18 protein-coding genes are annotated in these 17,484 nt (G+C 72.8%); 15 read left to right on the forward strand and 3 right to left on the reverse strand.

The window, feature by feature from the left end; all coding sequences use genetic code 11:
- Window positions 1-130 precede the first annotated feature (130 nt).
- A complete protein-coding gene (locus tag ACFV46_RS11850; protein ID WP_385497919.1) occupies window positions 131-1,381 on the forward strand; it encodes an acyl-CoA thioesterase/bile acid-CoA:amino acid N-acyltransferase family protein in 1,251 nt (416 codons plus the stop codon).
- A 46-nt stretch (window positions 1,382-1,427) separates the two neighbouring features.
- Here the strand turns inward: ACFV46_RS11850 and ACFV46_RS11855 are convergent, their stop codons facing one another.
- A complete protein-coding gene (locus ACFV46_RS11855; protein WP_385497920.1) occupies window positions 1,428-2,402 on the reverse strand; it encodes a helix-turn-helix transcriptional regulator in 975 nt (324 codons plus the stop codon).
- Window positions 2,403-2,578: 176 nt separating this feature from the next.
- Here ACFV46_RS11855 and ACFV46_RS11860 point away from each other — a divergent pair, with 176 nt between their 5' ends.
- Window positions 2,579-3,265, forward strand: a complete 687-nt coding sequence (locus ACFV46_RS11860; RefSeq protein ID WP_385497921.1) for an alpha/beta fold hydrolase — start codon at window positions 2,579-2,581, stop codon at window positions 3,263-3,265.
- On the opposite strand, the gene ACFV46_RS11865 is transcribed toward ACFV46_RS11860, so the two are convergent.
- A complete protein-coding gene (locus ACFV46_RS11865; RefSeq protein WP_385497922.1) occupies window positions 3,210-4,103 on the reverse strand; it encodes a helix-turn-helix transcriptional regulator in 894 nt (297 codons plus the stop codon). The two genes, ACFV46_RS11860 and ACFV46_RS11865, sit on opposite strands and share 56 nt — an antisense overlap.
- A gap of 151 nt (window positions 4,104-4,254) precedes the next feature.
- Here ACFV46_RS11865 and ACFV46_RS11870 point away from each other — a divergent pair, with 151 nt between their 5' ends.
- The gene (locus ACFV46_RS11870; protein WP_385497923.1) at window positions 4,255-5,034 is read left to right on the forward strand and encodes an NAD(P)H-dependent oxidoreductase; all 780 of its coding nucleotides are present in this window, start codon (window positions 4,255-4,257) and stop codon (window positions 5,032-5,034) included.
- A gap of 36 nt (window positions 5,035-5,070) precedes the next feature.
- On the opposite strand, the gene ACFV46_RS11875 is transcribed toward ACFV46_RS11870, so the two are convergent.
- Window positions 5,071-5,577 carry a cupin domain-containing protein gene (locus tag ACFV46_RS11875; RefSeq protein ID WP_151787796.1) on the reverse strand — a complete coding sequence of 169 codons (507 nt, stop codon included), beginning with the start codon at window positions 5,575-5,577 and terminating at the stop codon, window positions 5,071-5,073.
- A 138-nt stretch (window positions 5,578-5,715) separates the two neighbouring features.
- Between ACFV46_RS11875 and ACFV46_RS11880 the strand changes: the two genes are divergently transcribed.
- From ACFV46_RS11880 to ACFV46_RS11935, 12 genes are all read left to right on the forward strand, one after another.
- On the forward strand, window positions 5,716-6,150 hold the full coding sequence (locus tag ACFV46_RS11880) for an RrF2 family transcriptional regulator (protein ID WP_385497925.1): 435 nt from the start codon (window positions 5,716-5,718) through the stop codon (window positions 6,148-6,150).
- Window positions 6,147-7,064 (forward strand): DsbA family protein, encoded by a 918-nt coding sequence (locus tag ACFV46_RS11885; protein WP_385497926.1) that lies wholly within the window; start codon window positions 6,147-6,149, stop codon window positions 7,062-7,064. The genes ACFV46_RS11880 and ACFV46_RS11885 overlap by 4 nt, the downstream gene beginning before the upstream one ends.
- Before the next feature lie 486 nt (window positions 7,065-7,550).
- Window positions 7,551-9,110, forward strand: coding sequence for an ABC transporter substrate-binding protein (locus tag ACFV46_RS11890; protein ID WP_385497927.1), 1,560 nt, complete (start codon window positions 7,551-7,553; stop codon window positions 9,108-9,110).
- Between the two features lie 35 nt (window positions 9,111-9,145).
- Window positions 9,146-10,177, forward strand: coding sequence for an ABC transporter permease (locus ACFV46_RS11895; RefSeq protein WP_385497928.1), 1,032 nt, complete (start codon window positions 9,146-9,148; stop codon window positions 10,175-10,177).
- Between the two features lie 3 nt (window positions 10,178-10,180).
- On the forward strand, window positions 10,181-11,068 hold the full coding sequence (locus ACFV46_RS11900; protein WP_385497929.1) for an ABC transporter permease: 888 nt from the start codon (window positions 10,181-10,183) through the stop codon (window positions 11,066-11,068).
- Window positions 11,068-11,949: an ABC transporter ATP-binding protein gene (locus tag ACFV46_RS11905; protein ID WP_385497930.1), complete on the forward strand. Its 882-nt coding sequence runs from the start codon at window positions 11,068-11,070 to the stop codon at window positions 11,947-11,949. The genes ACFV46_RS11900 and ACFV46_RS11905 overlap by 1 nt, the downstream gene beginning before the upstream one ends.
- The gene (locus ACFV46_RS11910; RefSeq protein ID WP_385497931.1) at window positions 11,946-12,788 is read left to right on the forward strand and encodes an ABC transporter ATP-binding protein; all 843 of its coding nucleotides are present in this window, start codon (window positions 11,946-11,948) and stop codon (window positions 12,786-12,788) included. The genes ACFV46_RS11905 and ACFV46_RS11910 overlap by 4 nt, the downstream gene beginning before the upstream one ends.
- Window positions 12,789-12,832: 44 nt before the next feature.
- A complete protein-coding gene (locus ACFV46_RS11915) occupies window positions 12,833-14,152 on the forward strand; it encodes an LLM class flavin-dependent oxidoreductase (RefSeq protein ID WP_376728294.1) in 1,320 nt (439 codons plus the stop codon).
- Window positions 14,153-14,193: 41 nt separating this feature from the next.
- Entirely contained in the window at window positions 14,194-15,225 is a 1,032-nt protein-coding gene (locus tag ACFV46_RS11920) for an LLM class flavin-dependent oxidoreductase (protein ID WP_376728293.1), read from the forward strand.
- A gap of 1 nt (window position 15,226) precedes the next feature.
- Window positions 15,227-15,988 carry a serine aminopeptidase domain-containing protein gene (locus ACFV46_RS11925; protein ID WP_361932599.1) on the forward strand — a complete coding sequence of 254 codons (762 nt, stop codon included), beginning with the start codon at window positions 15,227-15,229 and terminating at the stop codon, window positions 15,986-15,988.
- A 90-nt stretch (window positions 15,989-16,078) separates the two neighbouring features.
- Window positions 16,079-16,636: an NADPH-dependent FMN reductase gene (gene ssuE, locus ACFV46_RS11930; RefSeq protein ID WP_361932602.1), complete on the forward strand. Its 558-nt coding sequence runs from the start codon at window positions 16,079-16,081 to the stop codon at window positions 16,634-16,636.
- A 286-nt stretch (window positions 16,637-16,922) separates the two neighbouring features.
- Complete coding sequence (locus tag ACFV46_RS11935) at window positions 16,923-17,192, forward strand: cold-shock protein (protein ID WP_385497932.1); 270 nt, start codon at window positions 16,923-16,925, stop codon at window positions 17,190-17,192.
- Window positions 17,193-17,484 lie beyond the last annotated feature (292 nt).

The following is a 17,484-nucleotide window of genomic DNA, read 5'->3' on the forward strand; positions in this document are numbered from 1 at the left end:
GACGCCGACCTGCGCGAAGCGTCCACGGCCGACCCTAGGCGACGGAACCGGCGCACGGTCCCTGACAGATGTCAGGGGCGGCAGGCGGGTGTTGATCCACTTCGTCGCTCTGCGAAAGACTGTGCGCATGATGCGTACGGGGGTTCGCACGGTGCTCGGTGCCGTGCTGGTGTCGTTGCTGGCGGGTGCGGCCTGTACGGCGCAGGGCCCGCCGAAGGCGAGCAGCAGTGCCCGGATCGAGGTCGACAGACCCGTGGCCTTCGTGGACGAGCCGGTCCGCCTCCGCGTGACCGGGCTGCACGCCGATGAAGCGGTCACCGTCACCTCCCGGGCCGTCGACGGCGACGGGCTGGAATGGACGGGCCGCGCCCGGTACACGGCCGACGACGAGGGCGTCGTGGACCTGTCGCGGCGCCGCCCGGAGAGCGGGACGTTCCAGGAGACCGACGGCATGGGCCTGTTCTGGTCGATGCGCCCGCGCAAGGGGGAGGCGGACGAGAGCTGGTTCGCCTCGGGGCCGCCCACCCGGCAGCCGTCGTACGAGGTGCGGTTCGCGGTGCGCAGCGGCGACCGGGAGATCGCGCACCGGACGGTGACCCGGCGGTGGCGGGCCGAGGGCGTGCGGCACGAGCGGCTCACCGTCAAGGACGACCAGCTGGACGCCCTGCTCTTCCTGCCGCCGTCCGGCGCCGCCCGCAAGGCCCCCGTTCTGCTGTTCGGCGGTTCGGAGGGGGGACGCGCCCTGGACCGGGAGGCCGCGCTCCTCGCCTCGCGCGGCCATCCGGCGCTGTCCCTGTGCTACTTCGCCTGCGCGGGCCGGCCGAAGGAACTGCGTGACATCGAGCTGGAGTACTTCGTCCGGGCCGCGCGCCTGCTGCGCGGCCGGGCCGGCGCCGGGGCGGAAGGGCTCGCGGTCCTGGGCGGCTCGCGCGGCAGCGAGGCGGCCCAACTGCTCGCCCAGTACCACCCGGACCTGGTCCGGGACGCGGTGGTGTGGGCGCCGGGCACCCGCACCGTCTTCCCGGTGGACGACCGCGTGAGCTGGACGCGTGCGGGCCGCCCCGTGCGGTTCGAGACCATCCCGCTGGACCGGGTGCGCGGCACGGTCCTCGCCGTGGCGGGCGGCAAGGACCGGCTGTGGCTCTCGGCCGCCGCCGCCGAGAGCATCGCCGGACGGACCAACGCCTCCGGCGCCCGGCACCGGGCACTCGTCTACGAGGGCGCCGGGCATGGGGTCGCCGGTGTGCCGTACCAGGCGAGCGGCACGTACATCCATGACCCGGCGGCGGACCGGTGGGTGGATCTGGGTGGCTCCCAGGCCGCCGACGCCCGGGCGAAGGCGGACAGCTGGCCCCGGATCCTGCGGCTCCTGGACCGGTGACGGCCCGGTCCGGCGACCGCGGGACGCCACCCCCTCAGATCATGCCTCAGGGCATCCGACCGGGTGGGCCGGCCACGGCGGCCGTGAAGCGCGCGGCGACGGCGGCGACGGCCGCGCGCAGTTCCTCCCCGCCCTCGACGCGGAAGGGAACGGGCAGCACCGCCAGCCATTCCTGTGCGTACATGGCCGGGTTGCGGGTGCTGCCCACCAGGACGCAGCCGTCCCCCAGTGGTTCCAGGCGTCCCATCGGCGGCCGGATCCACCGGGCCACCTCGGCCGGGGGCAGGTCGAACCCCACGCGCGTGGGGTACGCCCAGCCGACGCCCAGGTTCTCCTCCAGCACCGCCACCGGGTCGAGATCCGCGGGCGGTTCGAACCGCTGCTCGGTCATCTCGACCGCGCGGACCCGGTCGACCCGGTAGGTGCGGACCGCGTCCGCGCGATGGCTGTGGCACAGCAGGTACCAGCGGCCGTAGCGGACGACGAGGGACCAGGGATCGACGTCCGCCTCCCACGCGGCACCGGACTCGCCGCGGTAGGTGATCCGCACGCGGTGGCGGGCCGCGACGGCACCGACGAGCACGCCGGTGACCGCCGGGTCCGGGCGGGTCGCATAAGGGTCCGGCGCCGCCGACGCGTACGCGTGCAGCAGGGCCGCCTGACGGCCGACGCTCTCCGGCAGTGCCTTGACGACCTTGCCGAGGGCGGCGCTGACCAGGTCCTCGGGGTCGGCGGCGCTCGGCTGGCCGCTGAGTACGGCCATCACCAGGCCGAGCGCCTCCGCCTGCGTGAAGTGCACGGGCGGCAGCCGCGTCCCGCGCCCCAGCCGGTAACCGCCGTGCGGCCCCCGGGTGGACGTCACCGGAATACCGGCCTCGCGGAGGATCTCCACGTAGCGGCGGGCGGCGCGCTCCGTCACGCCCAGCCGCTCGGCGAGTTCGGTCGCCGTCGTACCGGGACGGACCTGGAGGATCTCCAGGGCGCGCAGGGCCCGGGCGGTGGGGCTGAGATCGTTCGGCACCCGGGCAGGCTAGTCCGTTCGCCCGGACGACCGCCGGACGACTGTCGGACGACCGCCGGACGACTGTCGGAGGACTGTCGGACGAACCACCGGACGATCGTCGGGAGATCCGGCAGCAGATCGTCCGGATCTCCTCCTACCGTGACACCCGTCAACCGGCAAAAGGGGAGAACATCATGGACATCCTGCTCATCGGCGGCCTGTGGCTGCACGGTTCCGTCTGGGGCGGCGTCGCCTCCGCGCTGGAGGGCCACGGCCACCGCCCGGTGCCGCTCACGCTGCCGGGGCAGGGGGACGGCTCCCGGTCCGCCACGCTGGACGACCAGCTGGAGACCGTGCTCGCGGCCGTGGACGCGGCACCCGGCAAGGTGATGGTGGTGGGGCACTCCGCCGCCTGCTCACTGGCCTGGCTGGCCGCCGACCGACGGCCTGACAAGGTGGCCGAGGCCGTCCTGATCGGTGGCTGCCCGACCCAGGACGGCCGCCCGTACGCCGACTTCTTCGAGGTGACGGACGGCGTCATGCCGTTCCCCGGCTGGGAGCCCTTCGAGGGGGCGGACGCCGCAGATCTCGACAAGGAGGCCCGGAGCGCGTTCACGGCCTCCGCCATCCCGGTGCCCGAAGGGGTCGCCAGGGGTGTGGTGCGGCTGACGGACGAACGGCGGTGGGACGTCCCCGTCCTGGTCGTGTGCCCGGAGTTCACGCCCGCGCAGGCCCGGGAGTGGATCGGCGCGGGGGACGTGCCGGAGCTGGCCCGGGCCAAGAAGGTCGAGTTCGCCGACATCGACTCCGGTCACTGGCCCATGCTCACCGAACCGGCCGAACTGGCCCGGATCCTGGCCGTGGCGGCCGACGCGGCCTGATCACCTCACAGCGAGTGTCCCGCGCGGTGCCGTCGCCGGTGCTCAGCCCCGCCAGCAGCCGCAGCCCGTCCTCGGCGGCGCTGCCGGGGGCCGCCGACAGCACCACCAGTTCCGCGCCCGCCTCGGACGGCAGGGCGAAGTTCTCCTGGTGCAGCTCCAGCAGCCCGACCAGCGGATGCCGGTACGCCTTGCGCCCGTGCGTGCGGGCCCGTACGTCCGCGCGGGCCCACAGGCGGCGGAACCGCTCGCTGTTCATGGCCAGTTCGCCGATGAGGGTGGCGAGCCGGGGGTCGCCGGGATACTGGCCGGCGGCCAGCCGCAGATGCCCGACCACGTCGACCGTGCACTTCTCCCAGTCCGCGTAGAGACCCTGGCCGGCCTCGTCGAGGAAGATGTGCCGGGCGGTGTTGAAGCCCCGCATCGGGCGGCCGTGCAGGAGCTCGGCGAGACGGTTCCCGGCGAGGACGTCCATACGGTGGTTCATGATCGTGGCGGGTGCGTCCGCCACCAGGTCGAGGACGCGCAGCAGTTCCGGCCGCAGCCGCACGCCCGGCGCCTTCGTGTTGCGGCGGCGCTGGCAGGCGAGCCGGTCGAGGTGCCCCCGCTCGATCTCGTCGAGTCCGAGGACACGGGCGAGGGCGTCCCGTACCTGCTCGGACGGCTGGGTGGCGCGGCCCTGCTCCAGCCGGACGTAGTAGTCGACGCTCACCCCGGACAGATGCGCGACCTCTTCGCGGCGCAGTCCCGCGACCCGGCGGCGGCTGTCGACGGGGATGCCGACGCTAGCCGGGTCGACGCGGGAACGCCGGATACGCAGGAAGCTCGCAAGATCCTCCATGCCCTCAGTATGGCCCGGCACCGGCCGGCCCGGTGGCCGCGAAGGTGGTCCTGCCGTTACCAGGAAGTCGTGTCCGGTGGTCGGGGCGGCCCTGAACAGCGGGCGTCGTGACGTCCAGGATCGAAGGCGACCGATCCGACAGGGAGTTGTCATGAAGACGCTGATCGTCCACGCCCACCCGGAGCCGAAGTCGCTCAACGGCTCGCTGAAGGACCTCGCGGTGTCCACGCTCGAGGGCGCCGGACACGAGGTGCGGGTGAGCGACCTGTACGCCATGAACTGGAAGGCGGCCGTGGACGCCGCCGACTACGGAATGGAGGATGCGGGCCGGCTGGACGTCGTCCGGGACTCGGGGCGGGCCTTCGACACCGGGACGCTCACCCCGGACGTGCGGGCCGAGCAGGAGAAACTGCTGTGGGCGGACACGATCGTCCTCCAGTTCCCCCTGTGGTGGTACTCGATGCCGGCGATCCTCAAGGGCTGGGTGGACCGGGTGTTCACGCGGAACTTCGCCTACGGTGTGGGCGAGCACAGCGACACCCGGTACGGGGAGCGGTTCGGCGAGGGCACCCTCGCGGGCCGCAGGGCGCTGTTGTCGGTGACCGTGGGCGGCCATGAGCCGCACTACGCGGCGCGTGGGATCAACGGCCCCATCGACGACCTGCTGTTCCCGATCCACCACGGCATCCTGTACTACCCGGGCATCGAGGTACTGCCCCCGTTCGTGCTGTACGGCGCCGACCGGCTGACCGACGCCGACTACCCGGACATCGCCAAGGCGTGGCGGCAGCGCCTGCTCACCCTGGAGTCGACCGAGCCGATCCCGTTCCGGCCGCAGAACTCCGGCGACTACGAGATGCCGTCACTGCGTCTCAGGGAGGGGCTGGAGCGCGCGGGCCGTTCCGGGTTCGGGCTGCACATACGAGGCTGAGCGTCCGTGACGGCCGGGGGGGGGAAGCGGTCGCCGTCAGTCCGCGTCGGCCGGAAGCGCGTACAGCTTCGGCAGGTTGACCACGATGGCCTCCTGCGTGCTGCGGGCGATGACGACGACCGCCTCCTCGGACGGGTCCGGGTTCTCCTCCCGGTGCGGCACGAACGGCGGGACGAAGATGTAGTCGCCGGGGGAGGTGCGCAGCCGTACCTCCTCCGCCTGGTCGCCCGTGCCGTCGATGAAGACGAACTCGGGGTGTCCGCTCACCACGTGGATGGCGGTCTCCGACTCGCCGTGGTGATGGTCGGAGGAGGACGTGGCGGGGGCGACGTGGGTCTGGCCCATCCACAGCTTCTCGGAACCCACCGTCCTGCCACTGACGGCGGCGAACCTGCGCATGCCGCCGGTCTGCGCGGTGTCGCCGTCGAGGGCGTCGGCCCGGATGTGGTGCAGTCGGGCGCGCAGGGGTGTCGTCGCGGGGGTCGGTGTGTCGTGCAGGTGCGGGTGGAAACCCTCGCCGGGGGTCGTCAGCGGCTCACTCATGGCGGCGACGCTAGAGCGGCCGCGAAAAGGATGTCAACTGGTGTCCATTGCCGTTCACCTGCGGCAATGTTCCCGCAATGTTGCCGCAGAGGTCGCGAGGGGCCGTCGCGCGCGGGCCGGGTCAGGCATGATGGGCGCATGCATATCTCCGCGAAGGCGGACTACGCCGCACGGGCCCTTCTCGAGCTCGCCCGTGAACCCTCCCGCCCGCTCACCTGCGAATCCATCGCCTCCTCCCAGGGCATCCCGTTCCGCTTCCTGAAGTCGGTGGTCGGCGATCTGCGCAGGGCCGGACTCGTGCGCAGCCAGCGCGGCTGCGAAGGCGGCTACTGGCTGGGCCGGCCCGCCGACGAGATCACCCTGCTCGACGTGTCCCGCGCCGTGGACGGGGAGGTGATCACCCTGCGCGGCTCCCTGCCCGCCGACCTCGACTACCCCGGTGCCGCCGCTGCTCTGCCCGGCGTCTGGCGGCACATCGAGGCCGATGTCGCCGCGCTGCTGGGCGGGACGACGGTCGCGGCGCTGCTCTCCGACGGCGCGCGGGAACGACCGGCCCACCAGGGCGCCGCGTGACCTCCGCGCAGCATCCGCCCGTGCTCGAAGTCGTCGAGTACACCGATCCGTTGTGCCCGTGGTCCTGGGGCGCCGAACCGGTCCTGCGCCTGCTGCGCACCACTCTGGCCGGCCGGGCGCGCTGGCGGCGCGTGTTCTGCGTCCTGTTCGACGAGGACGACGACCCCGCCCCCGATCCGGCCGCGGAGACCGCCTGGTACGCGCGCTACGTCGAGGACATCACCGCCTACACCGGTGCCCCGCGCGCCGCGCGCCTGAGCCGGGTCGCCGCGTCCTCGTGGCCCTGCTCCCTGGTGGCCAAGGCGGCAGAATCGCAGGGCCGGACGGTGGCCGACCGGGTGCTGCGCCGACTGCGCGAGACGATGTTCGTTCACGGCGAGCCGGCGGACACGCCCGAGCTGGCGCTGTCCGCGGCGCAGGGCGTGCCCGGCCTCGACGCGGACCGCCTGGCCGCCGACGCCGCCTCCGCCGACGTACGGGAGCGGGTGCGCGCCGACCGGGCCGAGGCCCGCCGGCCGGTGCCCGAGGTGCTGTCCGTGCCGGGTGGTTCCCCGCATCCGGGCGCCGCCAAGGAGACCGCCGACGGCGGCCGCCGTTACGCCCTGCCGACCCTGCTCCTGCGGACGCCGGACGCGTACCGCGTGGTGCCCGGCTGGCGCTCCTACGACGCCTGCGCGGCGGCCGTCGGCGAGTTGTGCCCGGGGCTCCCGGCGGCGCCCGTGACCCTGTCCGCGCAGCGGGCGCTGGAGCACCACCGCAGCCTCACCGACCCGGAGCGCGCCCTGCTCACGCACGGCCCCTGGCCGCCGGCCGGAGCGGTCCGCGTCGAGACCGGCAACGGCCCGCTGTGGCTGCACCCGCAGGAGGCCCAGGCCCGCCCCGTGACCCCGCCCGGACCATCCGCGGTGCACTGACAAGCCTCTGACCAGCAGTCAGTCCTCGTCCACCGAATGAGACACCATTTGGTGTCCATTGACAGTCGCTCATCCGTACGGTCAGGATGGGGCCCATGCTCACGACGCACCCCGGCGTGGTGTGCCGCTACGTGGACCTGCGGCGCACCTGCAGCGCTCTCTGTCGCTGACCCGCTCGCCGTCCCCGGTCCCTCCGCGCCGCTCCTCGTCGCGCACCTGCTGCTCGCCCTCCGGCTGAGCCGCGGCCGGCACCCGGCACCCTCTTCTCGGCCCAGCGCCTTCCTGTCCCGCAGCACGGTCCGGCCCCAGCGGCCGGTGGGCACCTCTGCCCCCGGCCGGCCGCGCCCGCCTCCCGCACCTGAGCCCTCGCCGGCATGCCCGCCCGCCGACGAGCGCGGATCCGGCGTGCGCAGCAGGGGCCGACCTCCTCCGTCCCCCGTTCCCGCCGTGCCGTCACGGACCCGGGGTCCTCAGAGAAAGAACGCCATGTCCGGATACCTCACGTCCCGTCGCTCCAGAAGGGGCGCCCCCGCCCACCGGCTGCGCGCCACGGCCCTCGGCGCCGCCCTCGCCGCCCTGCTCGTCCCCTCCCTCGGCGCGTGCGGCGACGGCTCGTCCACCGCGGCGGGCAGCGCGACGCTCAAGTGGACGTCCTCCTACTTCCCGGCGCACTGGGACCCGGTCGTCGGCGGCAGCGGCGCCCAGTTCCGTGAACTTGCCCTCGTCTACGCCTCGTTGACCCGCACGGACGAGAACGGCAAGGCGGTGCCGGATCTCGCCGAGAGCTGGGAGTACAACGACAAGGGCGACCAGGTCACCTTCCATGTGCGGCCCGGCCTGAAGTTCAGCGACGGCACCCCGGTCGACGCGAAGGCCGTGAAGGCCGCCATCGAACGCGCCAAGAAGCAGAAGAACTCCGCCCTCTTCGGCGACCTGACCTCCATCAGGTCCGTCGACGCCGAGGGCCTCGACGCCGTCGTCCACCTCACCCAGGTCGACTACCAGATACCGCAGCTCCTCGGCTCGCGCGTCCTGCAGATCGCCAGCCCCAAGGCGGCCGCGTCACCCACCAAGCTCGACCAGAACCCGGTGGGCGCGGGGCCGTTCACCGTCACCCAGCTCGTGCCGGGCACCAAGGCGGTACTGAGGAAGAACCCCGACTACTGGGACGCGAAGAACATCCACATCGACACCGTGGAACTCACCTCGGCACCCGACGCCTCCACCGTCGTCTCCGGACTCCGCACCGGCGTCTACAACTTCGCCGACATCGACCCCAGCCAGGCGGCCGCCGCGAAGAAGGCCGGACTCGACGTCTTCGTGCAGCCCGGCTTCAACGCCTCGAACCTCAGCCTGAACGTCAACAAGGCGCCGTTCGACAACGACAAGGTCGTCGACGCCGTCCGCCACGCCGTCGACCGCAAGGAGTTCGTCGACAAGCTCACCTTCGGCTACGGCGAAGCGACCGACCAGCCCTTCCCCAAGGGCTACGTGGCCTACGACCCCACGTCGGAGAACGCCTACCCCTACGACCCGGAGAAGTCGAAGAAGCTTCTGGCGGAGGCCGGTTACCAGGCCCACGACATCAAGCTGAAGCTGGTCATCCCCGCCGAGGACCCGCAGGCCGAGATCGTCCAGTCGCAACTGGCCAAGGTCGGCATCGACGTCACCATCAAGATCGACAAGAACTGGGCCACCCCGTTCTTCGCCAAGGAACTCACCTTCTCGCTGTACGGCACCACCGGACGTGACTCCGCGGCGCAGACACTCACCGCCCACTTCGGCCCCGACGGCCCGCTCAACCTCAGCACCCCGTACGAGCCGGACGGCTTCGAGGACGCCATCGCCAAGGTGCGCCAGACCCCGCTGGACTCCCCGGACTACGCCGAGACCCTGCGTGCGGCGACCCGGGCCGGGCTGAAGAGCAAGGCGCTCGTCTTCACCTACTCCCAGCCCAACCTCATCGCCAAGAGCAAGTCGATCTCCGGGCTGCCGAAGATCCCGGCGCACCTCACCTGGACCGGCGTCACCATCTCCGGCAGCTAACGGCCATCCACCATCCACAGAGAGGGGGCGACCCCATGACGACACTCACGCCGCAGGTGGTCTCGCCTGCCCGCCGTCGAGGGGTCGCCGTGGCCAGGACCCGGCACACGCTGGTCCGGGTCCTGGCCGCCCTCGCCCGGTCGGTCATGATCTTCGTACCGGTGTTCGTGGTCGCGACGTTCGTGACGTTCGCACTGCGCTCGCTGAGCGGGCTCAGCCCGGCGCGGATCCAGCTGGGCGAGGAGGCGACTCCCGAGGCCATCGCACGGGTCGAGGCCGAGTGGGGCCTGGACCGGCCCTTCCTCGTCCAGTACGCCGACTGGTTCGGCGGCGTGCTGCACGGGCGGCTCGGAACGAGCTGGACCAACGGCGCCGACATCTCCACCCTGATCGGCCTCGGCCTCGGAGTCAGCCTCTCCGTCGCCACGTTCGCCCTGGTCATCGGCGTCCTCGTCGGATTCCTGCTGGGCACGGTCGCCGCACTGCGGCGCACCACCTGGATCGACCGGACGATCACCGCCTTCGTCACGCTCATCTCCGTGATGCCCGCGTTCGTCGTCGGGATCGTGCTGGTGGCCGTCTTCGCCGTGGGGCTCGGCCTCTTCCCCGCCGCGGGGTACGTCCCCGCGGAGGCCGGCCTCGGCCCCTGGCTCGCCCACATCACCCTCCCGGCCGTCGCGCTGAGCTTCGACGTCGTCGCCGACGTCGCCCGGCAACTGCGCGGCAGCCTCGTCGCCGCCTACCGGGAGAACTACGTGACCGGGGCCGTCGTACGCGGCCTGAGCCCGCGGCGGATCTTCTTCGGGCATGTGCTGCGCAACGGGCTCGGACCGGCGCTCGCCACGCTCGGCCTGAAGTTCCCCGCGCTCGTCGGCGCCTCCGTCGTCACCGAGTGGATCTTCGGCCTCCAGGGCTTCGGCCGGTTCGCCAACGACTCCGCACAGGCCGGCGACGTGCCCGCGGTGCAGGGCGTCCTGGTCGTGTCGATCGTCCTGGTCGTCGTCTTCAACCTGATCGTCAACCTGGTGCTGGCCCGTGTGACGCCGGCATCCCAGCGGGGGGTGTGAACCATGGTGCGCCGCGTGCTCTCCCTCACCTCGGGACGGATCGCCGTCGCCGTCCTCGCCGTGATCGCCCTCCTCGCGATCCTCGGCCCGTGGCTGGCCCCCCAGGACCCGCTCGCCACGAGCGACAACACCCTGGCCGCCGCCTCCGGTTCGCACTGGCTCGGCACCGACCACCTCGGCCGTGACGTCTTCAGCAGGCTCCTCGACGGTTCACGGATCAGCGTGCTCGGATCCCTCGAGGTGGCCGGTGTGGCCCTGGCCGTGGGCGCGATCCCCGGCATCCTGTCGGTCTACCTCGGCCGGGTCTTCGAATGGTTCACCCTGCGCCTGACCGACACCCTCGTCGCCCTGCCGTTCCTGCTCTTCGCGGTCGCCGTCATCGCCCTGCTCGGCAACGGCATCACCCAGGCGATGCTCGTCACCGGCACCCTGGTCTCGCCCCTCTTCTACCGGGTGGCCCGCGCCGCCACCCTGACGGTCGCCCGCTCCCCGTACGTGGAGGCGGCCCTGATCTCCGGTGCCTCCCTCGGCTGGATCGTCCGCCGGCATGTCTGGGCGAAGGTCCTGCCACCCATCGCGGTCGCCCTCGCCCAGACCATCGGCGTCGGTTTCGTGATCGTCTCCAGCCTCACCTTCCTCGGCATCGGCGTGCAGCCCCCGGAACCCACCTGGGGCGGCCTGCTCGCCTCCGACCTCGGCTACCTCGACTACCGGCCCTGGGGGCCGCTCGCGCCCGCCGTCCTGATCATGGCCACGGTCTGGGCGTGCAACCTGCTCGCGGACGCCATCCGCGACATGTCCGGAGAAGCCGGACGCGCCCTGCTGAACCGGCGCAGGGCCCGCGCCAACCGCCTCGGCACGCCCGACACCGCTCCCACCGGAGGTGCGTGATGACCACCCTGTCCCAGGACACCGCACGACCCGGGACCCGGCCCGCGGAGACCGGCCCCGTCACCCCGCCCGTCCTCTCCGTCCAGGACGTCCGCATCCACGACCGGGCCGGCGACCGGGAGATCGTCCACGGCGTCTCCTTCGACCTCACCCCCGGCCGGACCGTCGGCATCGTGGGGGAGTCCGGCAGCGGCAAGACCCTCACCTGCCGGGCCGCCCTCGGCATCCTGCCGCCCCACTTCGAGGTGTCCGCCGGCACCATCGAGATCGACGGCACCGACATCGCCACGCTGACCCCACGCCAGTGGACCGGGCTGCGCGGCTCCACCATCAGCGCCGTCTTCCAGGACCCGGCCTCCTACCTCAACCCGTCCCTGCGCGTCGGCGCGCAGATCGCCGAGGTGCTGCGGGTCAAGACCGGACTGAAGCGGCGCGAGGCCCGCTCGCGCACGCTCGAACTCCTCCAGGCCGTGCACCTGCGCGACCCCGAACTGGTCTACGGGCAGTATCCGTTCGAGCTCTCCGGCGGCATGCTCCAGCGCGTCCTGATCGCCGCCGCCATCGCCGCGGGACCGCGCATCCTCATCGCCGACGAGGCGACCACCGCGCTCGACGTCACCGTGCAGGCCGAGATCCTCGACCTCCTCGCCGACCTGCGCGAGTCGACGGGCCTCGCCCTCGTCGTCGTCTCCCACGACCTGGCCGTCGTCGCCCAGTTGTGCGACGAGGTCCTCGTGATGCGGCACGGCGAGGTCGTCGAGCACGGTCCCACCCGCACCGTCCTCGACACCCCCCGGCACCCCTACACCCGGCTCCTCATCGACGAGCACGAGAGCTACGGCCTCGACAGGTTCCTGGCACCGAAGGAGGAGGCGGCGTGAGCGCCGACCGGCCGCACGAGGCCCCCACCGCCGCACCCGTCCTGTCCGTCACCGGTCTGGACGTCCACTACGGCAAGCGCCGCGCCCTGCACGGACTCACCCTGACCGTCGCACCCGGCGAGACCCTCGGAATCATCGGCGAGACCGGCTCCGGGAAATCCACGTTCGCCCGCACCGTCCTCGGACTCGCCCGCGCCTCGGCCGGCTCCGTCGTCATCGACGGCGAGGACGTCAGCGGCCACCGCCGGCGTCAGTGGCGCGCACTGCGCCGCCGCGGAGTCGTCCAGTACGTCTTCCAGGACCCGCTGCGCAGCCTCGACCCCGACCTCACCATCGAGGACTCCCTCACCGAACCGCTCCTCGTGCGGGGCGTCGCCCGCCCCGAGGTCGCCCGGCGGGCCCGCGCCCTGCTGGAACGGGTCCGTCTGCCCGAGGACCTGCTCGACCGGCTGCCCGGCGAACTCTCCGGGGGACAGCGCCAGCGGGTCGCCGTCGCCCGCGCCCTGATCACCGAGCCGCGCCTGCTCATCCTCGACGAACCGGCCAGCGCCCTCGACTCCGCCAACCGCGTGCAGATCCTCGACATGCTCAAGGAACTGCGCGCCGACGGCGTCGCCCTCGTCCTCATCTCCCACGACCTCGGCTCCGTCGCCGGGGTCGCCGACCGGATCGCCGTGCTCTACCAGGGCCGTGCCGTCGAGGTCGGACCCGCCGCCGACGTCATCAACGCGCCGCAGCACCTCTACACCCGGCTGCTCGTCAGCTCCGCTCCCACCCTGCACACGGCGGCGGCGAGCCGGACCGAACGCGAAGCCCTGCGCGCCCTGCTGCACGCCTGAGCCCCCTTCCGTCCCACCCTCCGCACCCACAGACAGGACCCGTCATGTCCCGCAAGATCCATCTCGCCCTGCACCCCTACGGCGTCGGCGGCCCCGGCCAGCACGGGCTGTGGAAGGACCCGCGTGTCGCCAAGAACGCGAGCATCGACATCACCTACTACATCCAGCAGGCGCAGGCCGCCGAACACGCCCTGTTCGACGCCCTGTTCATCGTGGACAGCCAGTTCATCAACGCCACCTACCCGGCGCACTACCTCAACCGCCTGGAACCGCTGACCCTGCTGTCGGCGGTGGCCACGCACACCCGGCACATCGGCCTGGTCGGCACCGCGAGTTCGACGTACAACTCCCCGTTCAACCTGGCCCGCCGCTTCGCCTCGCTCGACCACATCAGCGGCGGCCGCGCCGGCTGGAACGTCGTCACCAGCTTCGACACCGGCACCTCGAAGAACTTCGGCCTCGACGAGCACCTGGACTACGCGACCCGCTACGGCCGCGCCCTGGAGTTCGTCCAGGTCGCGCGGGGCCTGTGGGACTCCTACGAGGACGACGCGTTCCCGGCCGACGTCGAACGGAACGTCTTCCTCGACCCGTCCAAGCTGCACGCGCTCGACCACGAGGGGGAGCACTTCAAGGTCGCCGGACCGCTCAACCTCTCGCGCTCCCCGCAGGGCCAGCCGGTCATCTTCCAGGCCGGTGTCTCCGAGGAGGGCCGCGACCTGGCCGCGCGGGTCGCCGAGGGCATCTACGCGCCCGGCGGCTCCCTCGAGCAGGCCCAGGACTACTACGCCGACATCAAGCGGCGCACCGCCTCCTACGGCCGCGACCCCGAGCACATCAAGATCTTCATCCACGGCGGGCCGGTGGTCGCCGCCACCGACGAGGACGCCCGGCGCCGCGAGCGCGAGATCTTCGAGGAGGACAACGACTTCGACCGCAACCTCGCCCTGCTCGGCCGGTCCTTCGGCGCCTACGACTTCAGCGTGCACGACCTGGACGCGCCCTTCCCCGACGTGGCCCACCTCGCCGCGAAGGGCGGCCGGACCAACGCGACGCAGATCATCGCGCGCGCCAAGGAGCAGAACCTGACGCTGCGCCAGGTGGCGAACTCCGTCAACGAGTTCCGCCGCTCGCCGTTCGTCGGCTCGCCCCAGACGGTCGCCGACACCATCGAGCAGTGGTTCGAGGCCGGCACCTTCGACGGCATCAACCTCGCCTTCCGCACCAACGACGAGCTGGAACTGTTCGTCGACGGCGTCGTCCCGCTCCTGCAGAAGCGCGACCTGTTCCGCACCGAGTACGAGGCCGACACGCTGCGCGGCAACCTCGGCCTGCCGGTCCCCGCCAACCGCCACACCCGGTGACGGCCTCCCGTGAGCATCCCCTCGGAGAGAGGCGACCACCCATGACCGACACGACGACGCCACGCTTCAGACTCGGCTTCCTCACCCACGTCCAGGGCCGCGGCGACGACCTCGCCCGCACCTACCGCAACGCCCAGGAACTCTTCGTCGTCGCCGACGAACTCGGCTTCGACATCGGCTGGGTCGCCCAGCACCACGTCCCCCTCGCCGGCGGCGGCCTGTCGTCCCCGTGGACCTTCCTCGCCCACGCCGCCGCCCGGACCACCCGCATCCGGCTCGGCACCGCCATCACCGTGCTGCCCCTGGAGGATCCGGTCCGCCTCGCCGAGGACGTCGCCACCGTCGACACCCTCAGCGGCGGACGCGTCGAAGTCGGCGTCGGCAGCGGCGCCAGCCCCACGGAGTACGCCGCGTTCGGCCGCGACGTCGCCCGTAAACGCGAACTCACCACCGAGGGCCTGAACCTGCTGCGCACGGCCCTCGCCGGTGAGGAGGTGCGCACCCCGGGCTTCCGCGTCCAGCCGGCCCCCGCGGACTTCACCGACCGTGTCTGGCAGGGCGTCTTCAGCGCCGAAGGAGCGGCCCACGCCGCGGCCGGCGGCTCACACCTGCTGCTGAACCGCGCCGCCTACGGCTACGACGCCCCCACCGACGAGGTCCAGCGCCCCTGGGCGGACGCCTACCTGGCCGCCTGGGACCGGCCGCGCCGCCCGCGCATCGGACTGTCCCGGTTCGTGTTCCCCGCCAAGGACCGGCGCACGGCGCTCGCCCACATCGGCGACGACGTGCACCGGGCCGCCCTGCGCATGGCCGGCGACGGCGCCTTCCCCGCCGGTCTGGACGCCGACGAGGCACTGCGCCGCTTCCACGCCTTCTACGGCCACCCCGACGAGATCGTCGCGGCCTTCGGCAAGGAACAGGTCCTGCCCGTCGCGACCGACCTCATCACCCAGTTCAACCCCGCCGTCCCCGACCACGACGCCGCCGTGCGCGCCCTGGAACTCATCGCGACCGAAGTGGCACCCGCCCTGGGCTGGCGCCCCGCGCCGCGCCCCGTATCCGCTGGAGCATGACATGCCCGAGTACACCGACCACTTCGCCCCCGAGGGCCTGCGCACCCGCGGCACCGTCATCGTGGTGCCGGGCCGCGGCGAGACCCGGGCCACCTACCAGCGGTTCGGCCGCCGCCTAGCCGCCGACGCCTACCGCGTCCGCGTCGTCGACACCCCCGACCTCGACGCCGGCGACCTGCCCGGCACCCTCGACCGCTTCGCGGCCCGGCTGATCGAGGCGATCGACGGCACCGCCGCCGAGGACGGCACTGTACGGCCCGTCGTGGTGGTCGGCAGCGACACGGGCGCCGCACTCGTCGCCGCCCTCGCCGGACGGGCGGACGCCGCGCCGGCCCTGGACGCGGTCGTCCTGGCCGGCCTGCCCGGCCGCACCGCCACCGCCGTGGACTCCTGGGACGGCGAACTCGACGTCCGCACCGCCTGCCCCGCCCACCGGCGCACCCTCACCGACGACACCGGGGTCCGCCGGGGCGCCCTCAACACCACCGTGCCCGAGACCCTGTTCGCCGCCGCCCTGGACGGCGACCTCACCGTCCCCACCCTGATCCTCACCGGCGACGCCGACCCGCTCGCCGACCGCGACCAACTGCACCGCACCGCCAAGTCGCTGGGCCGCGCCCGCCTCTCCGTCGTGCGCGGCGCCCACCACGACGTCCTCAACGACCTCCAGCACCGCTCGGTCGCCGCCGAGGTCGTCACCTTCCTGGAGACGCTCCGGGAGGACCTGGTGCCCCTCGTCACCGTGGAGACCAGCACCTGGTGAGGCGCCCCCACCCGCACCCCCTTCCCACCCCACCGTCTCTCCCCGCTCCCCGGCCCGGTGGAGCGCGCACCCCGACCCGGAAGGTCTCCCATGGCCACCATCCTCTCCGTCTCCGGAAGCCCCTCCGCCACCTCCCGCACCGCGCGGCTGCTGCGGCACCTCGACGAACGGCTCCGCGGCCACGGCCACGAGGTCGTCCCCCTGGACGTCCGCACCCTGCCCGCCGAACCCCTCCTGACCGCCGACTTCCACCACCCGGCGATCGTCGAGGCCACCGCACTGTTCGAGCAGGCGGACGGCGTCGTGATCGGCACGCCCGTCTACAAGGCGGCCTACTCCGGCCTGCTGAAGACCCTGCTCGACCTGTTGCCCCAGTACGCGCTGACCGGGAAGACCGTGCTGCCGCTCGCCACGGGCGGCAGCACGGCGCATGTGCTGGCCATCGACTACGCGCTGCGCCCGGTGCTCAACTCGATGGGCGCGGCGCACATCGTCCCCGGCTGGTTCACGCTCGACAAGGACATCACCGTGGGGGAGGACGGCACGGTGGCGGTCGCCCCCGACACGGCGAAGGCCCTCGCCCACGCGACCGACCAGTTCGCCGCGTCCCTGGGCGCGCGGGTGGCGGCGCTGGCGCCCGCCGGATGAACCGTCAGGCGGACGGCGGGACGGCTTCCTGAGCGCCCACCCCATCACCGGTGAGCCGCGGCTCGACGTCCACGACACCCGCGACGGCCCGCGCCAGACGTACGGCGAAGGGCACCATGGCGGTGCCGCGGACCGGCCCGCCTCCTCGGGTCGCTTCCTCCTCGTTTCCACTCTCTGCCGCGGCCCGTGGCGCCGCATGGGCCGAACGGCCCGACCTCGGGGCCGCACGGCGCCGACCGGCACGTACGCTGTCCCTCCTGATCGAACCGGGGGAGAGGGGACGCGGATGAGTCGCCGCAAGGGGGGCCACAAGACGGCGCGCGTCGTGATCGCGACGGTGCGCGAGTGGCGGGACGAGGAGGGCTGGGGCGTCCTCGACTCCCCGCAGACGCCCGGAGGATGCTTCGGCCACTACTCCGACATCCAGGCACCCGGCTTCCGCACGCTCGTGCCGGGACAGCAGGTCGACCTGGTCTGGGAGGCCCCCGGCTTCGCCCAGGACGGCTACGCCTACCGGGCGGTGAGCATCGTCCCCCGGCCGCACGCGGGCCGCTGAGCCGTCCTCTCAGAGCGCGGCGCCGGCCGGCAGCACTCCCTCCCGCCCGGCCGCGCACGGCCTGGGCGGTAGCAGTTCATCGTGCCGAGTCGCCGGCGTGGCGGTCTCCTCCCGAGTGGCCACACGGGCCCGTCCGCCCACCGTCTCCACCAGCTCGGCAAGCGAGTCGGCCCCCGGCCCGGACATGCCGAGGGGCGGGGGGGGGGGGGGGGCCGCCCCCCCCCCCCCCCCCCCCGGGGGGGGGTATTTAAAAAACAAAAGCCAACGCCCCAGAGGGGGGGTGTGTGTGTGG

It is taken from the genome of Streptomyces sp. NPDC059852 (genome assembly GCF_042731455.1).
GTDB lineage: Bacteria > Actinomycetota > Actinomycetes > Streptomycetales > Streptomycetaceae > Streptomyces.

Bases quoted from the DNA above. Each gene is read 5' to 3' on its own strand.
- ACFV46_RS11880 (WP_385497925.1), top strand. From the start codon at position 5,716: ATGCATATCTCCGCGAAGGCGGACTACGCCGCACGGGCCCTTCTCGAG.
- ACFV46_RS11890 (WP_385497927.1), top strand. From the start codon at position 7,551: ATGTCCGGATACCTCACGTCCCGTCGCTCCAGAAGGGGCGCCCCCGCC.
- ACFV46_RS11920 (WP_376728293.1), top strand. From the start codon at position 14,194: ATGACCGACACGACGACGCCACGCTTCAGACTCGGCTTCCTCACCCAC.
- ACFV46_RS11850 (WP_385497919.1), top strand. From the start codon at position 131: ATGCGTACGGGGGTTCGCACGGTGCTCGGTGCCGTGCTGGTGTCGTTG.
- ACFV46_RS11925 (WP_361932599.1), top strand. From the start codon at position 15,227: ATGCCCGAGTACACCGACCACTTCGCCCCCGAGGGCCTGCGCACCCGC.
- ACFV46_RS11875 (WP_151787796.1), bottom strand. From the start codon at position 5,577: ATGAGTGAGCCGCTGACGACCCCCGGCGAGGGTTTCCACCCGCACCTG.
- ACFV46_RS11865 (WP_385497922.1), bottom strand. From the start codon at position 4,103: ATGGAGGATCTTGCGAGCTTCCTGCGTATCCGGCGTTCCCGCGTCGAC.
- ACFV46_RS11905 (WP_385497930.1), top strand. From the start codon at position 11,068: ATGACCACCCTGTCCCAGGACACCGCACGACCCGGGACCCGGCCCGCG.
- ACFV46_RS11895 (WP_385497928.1), top strand. From the start codon at position 9,146: ATGACGACACTCACGCCGCAGGTGGTCTCGCCTGCCCGCCGTCGAGGG.
- ACFV46_RS11900 (WP_385497929.1), top strand. From the start codon at position 10,181: ATGGTGCGCCGCGTGCTCTCCCTCACCTCGGGACGGATCGCCGTCGCC.
- ssuE (WP_361932602.1), top strand. From the start codon at position 16,079: ATGGCCACCATCCTCTCCGTCTCCGGAAGCCCCTCCGCCACCTCCCGC.
- ACFV46_RS11915 (WP_376728294.1), top strand. From the start codon at position 12,833: ATGTCCCGCAAGATCCATCTCGCCCTGCACCCCTACGGCGTCGGCGGC.
- ACFV46_RS11935 (WP_385497932.1), top strand. From the start codon at position 16,923: ATGAGTCGCCGCAAGGGGGGCCACAAGACGGCGCGCGTCGTGATCGCG.
- ACFV46_RS11870 (WP_385497923.1), top strand. From the start codon at position 4,255: ATGAAGACGCTGATCGTCCACGCCCACCCGGAGCCGAAGTCGCTCAAC.
- ACFV46_RS11860 (WP_385497921.1), top strand. From the start codon at position 2,579: ATGGACATCCTGCTCATCGGCGGCCTGTGGCTGCACGGTTCCGTCTGG.